1 tRNA gene and 2 rRNA genes (1 of these 3 cut by a window edge) are annotated in these 2,500 nt (G+C 54.4%); all 3 read right to left on the reverse strand.

The window, feature by feature from the left end:
• Window position 1: 1 nt before the first annotated feature.
• Window positions 2-78, reverse strand: a tRNA-Met gene (locus ACR0DT_RS24615).
• Between the two features lie 93 nt (window positions 79-171).
• Window positions 172-286 (reverse strand): 5S ribosomal RNA (rrf, locus tag ACR0DT_RS24620).
• Window positions 287-473: 187 nt separating this feature from the next.
• Window positions 474-2,500, reverse strand: a 23S ribosomal RNA gene (locus tag ACR0DT_RS24625); it runs 803 nt beyond the window's last position.

Genomic DNA, 2,500 nt, shown 5'->3' on the forward strand with positions numbered 1-2,500 from the left:
TTGGTTGCGGGAGTAGGATTTGAACCTACGACCTTCAGGTTATGAGCCTGACGAGCTACCGGGCTGCTCCATCCCGCGACACTTTTGGTGGGCCTATTGCCTGTTTGGCTATTTGAGGCCGGGTAGTGTTTTTTTCATCGATAGAGAGACTGTTTGTTGGGCTTTTTCTAGGTTTGGCGGTGACCTACTCTCCCGGGGCTTAAGCCCAAGTACCATTGGCGCGGCAGTGCTTAACTTCCGGGTTCGGGATGGGACCGGGTGTTTCACTTGCGCTATGACCACCAAACCGAGGAAAAGCCCACGTCGCGACTTTGCGGAGCAAAGCGCGACGTGCAGGAGGCAGCGTATTCGCGAAGCGGATGCGCGTTCCTGCACGGTTGTTATGTCAATCAACATCGCGGCTAGGTGCTGCGACGCTGTCCATGGTCAAGGTCAGTGTATGCTTTTGGTGATTTGTCTTTCTGTTACTGGATCAAATCAAGCCTATCGGGCGATTAGTACCGGTCAACTGAACGCATTACTGCGCTTACATCTCCGGCCTATTGACGTGGTGGTCTTCCACGGCCCTCAGGGAGACCTTGTTTTGAGGGGGGCTTCCCGCTTAGATGCCTTCAGCGGTTATCCTGTCCGATCATAGCTACCCAGCACTGCCGTTGGCACGACAACTGGTCCACCAGTGGATCGTTCACCCCGGTCCTCTCGTACTAGGGGCAACTCCTCTCAAGTCTCCTACACCCACGGCAGATAGGGACCGAACTGTCTCACGACGTTCTAAACCCAGCTCACGTACCTCTTTAAACGGCGAACAGCCGTACCCTTGGGACCTGCTCCAGCCCCAGGATGAGATGAGCCGACATCGAGGTGCCAAACACTGCCGTCGATATGGACTCTTGGGCAGTATCAGCCTGTTATCCCCGGCGTACCTTTTATCCGTTGAGCGATGGCCCTTCCACTCGGGACCACCGGATCACTATGGCCGTCTTTCGACTCTGCTCGACTTGTCAGTCTTGCAGTCAGGCTGGCTTCTGCCATTGCACTCAACGAGCGATTTCCGACCGCTCTGAGCCAACCTTCGCGCGCCTCCGTTACGCTTTAGGAGGCGACCGCCCCAGTCAAACTACCCGCCACGCAGGGTCCCGGATCCGGATAACGGACCGCGGTTAGACATCAAGAGTGCGAAGGGTGGTATCTCAAGGGAGGCTCCACGGATACTTGCGTTTCCGCTTCAAAGCCTACCACCTATCCTGCACATCACAATCCTGATGCCAGTGCGAAGCTGTAGTAAAGGTGCACGGGGTCTTTCCGTCTAACCGCGGGAAGCCTGCATCTTGACAGGCAATTCAATTTCGCTGAGTCGATGTTGGAGACAGCGGGGAAGTCGTTACGCCATTCGTGCAGGTCGGAACTTACCCGACAAGGAATTTCGCTACCTTAGGACCGTTATAGTTACGGCCGCCGTTTACCTGGGCTTCAATTCAAGGCTCTCACCTCTCCTTTTAACCTTCAGGCACCGGGCAGGCGTCAGACCCTATACGTCGTCTTGCGACTTCGCAGAGCCCTGTGTTTTTAATAAACAGTCGCCACCCCCTGGTTTGTGCCCCCAGCCCCTAGTTGCCTAGGAACCGGGCCTCCTTCTCGCGAACTTACGGAGGTATTTTGCCGAGTTCCTTCAACATCGTTCTCTCAAGCGCCTTGGTATGCTCTACCAGTCCACCTGTGTCGGTTTAGGGTACGGTCTGATGGAGGGCTATTTCCAGGAACTGCTCAGCAGCCCAACCAATCCGATAAGGTTGAACTACACCTGCAATCCGTCACATCCTCCTGGCCTAGGAATATTAACCTAGTTCCCATCGCCTACGCCTTTCGGCCTCGGCTTAGGGGCCGGCTTACCCTGCTCAGATTAGCTTTAAGCAGGAACCCTTGGACTTTCGGCGAGAGTGTCTCTCACACTCTTTGTCGCTACTCATGTCATCATTCTCACTAGTGATCTCTCCACCGGATCCCTCACAGGCCGGCTTCATCGAAAGAACTCGATCCGTCATTACACCCAAGAGGATGCAAATACGGATGAGTTCTATGTCACACTACGCTCTGCTACCATGCCTTACGGCATCCTAAGCTTCGGCTCATGGCTTGAGCCCCGTTACATCTTCGCCGCAGGACAACTTATTTAGACCAGTGAGCTGTTACGCTATCTTTAAAGGATGGCTGCTTCTAAGCCAACCTCCTGGTTGTTTTGGTCGTCCCACCTGCTTTCCCACTTAGCCATGAATTGGGGGCCTTAGCTGTAGGTCAGGGTTGTTTCCCTCTCCACTACGGACGTTAGCATCCGCAGTGTGTCTGCCATCTAGTACTCCCGGGTATTCGGAGTTTGGTTAGGATCAGTAAGCCTGTGGGGCCCCATTACCCATCCAGTGCTCTACCCCCCGGGGTATTCGGATGACGCTCTACCTAAATAGATTTCGCAGAGAACCAGCTATCTCCGAGTTTGATTGGCCTT

This window comes from Ruegeria sp. BI11, assembly GCF_056538005.1.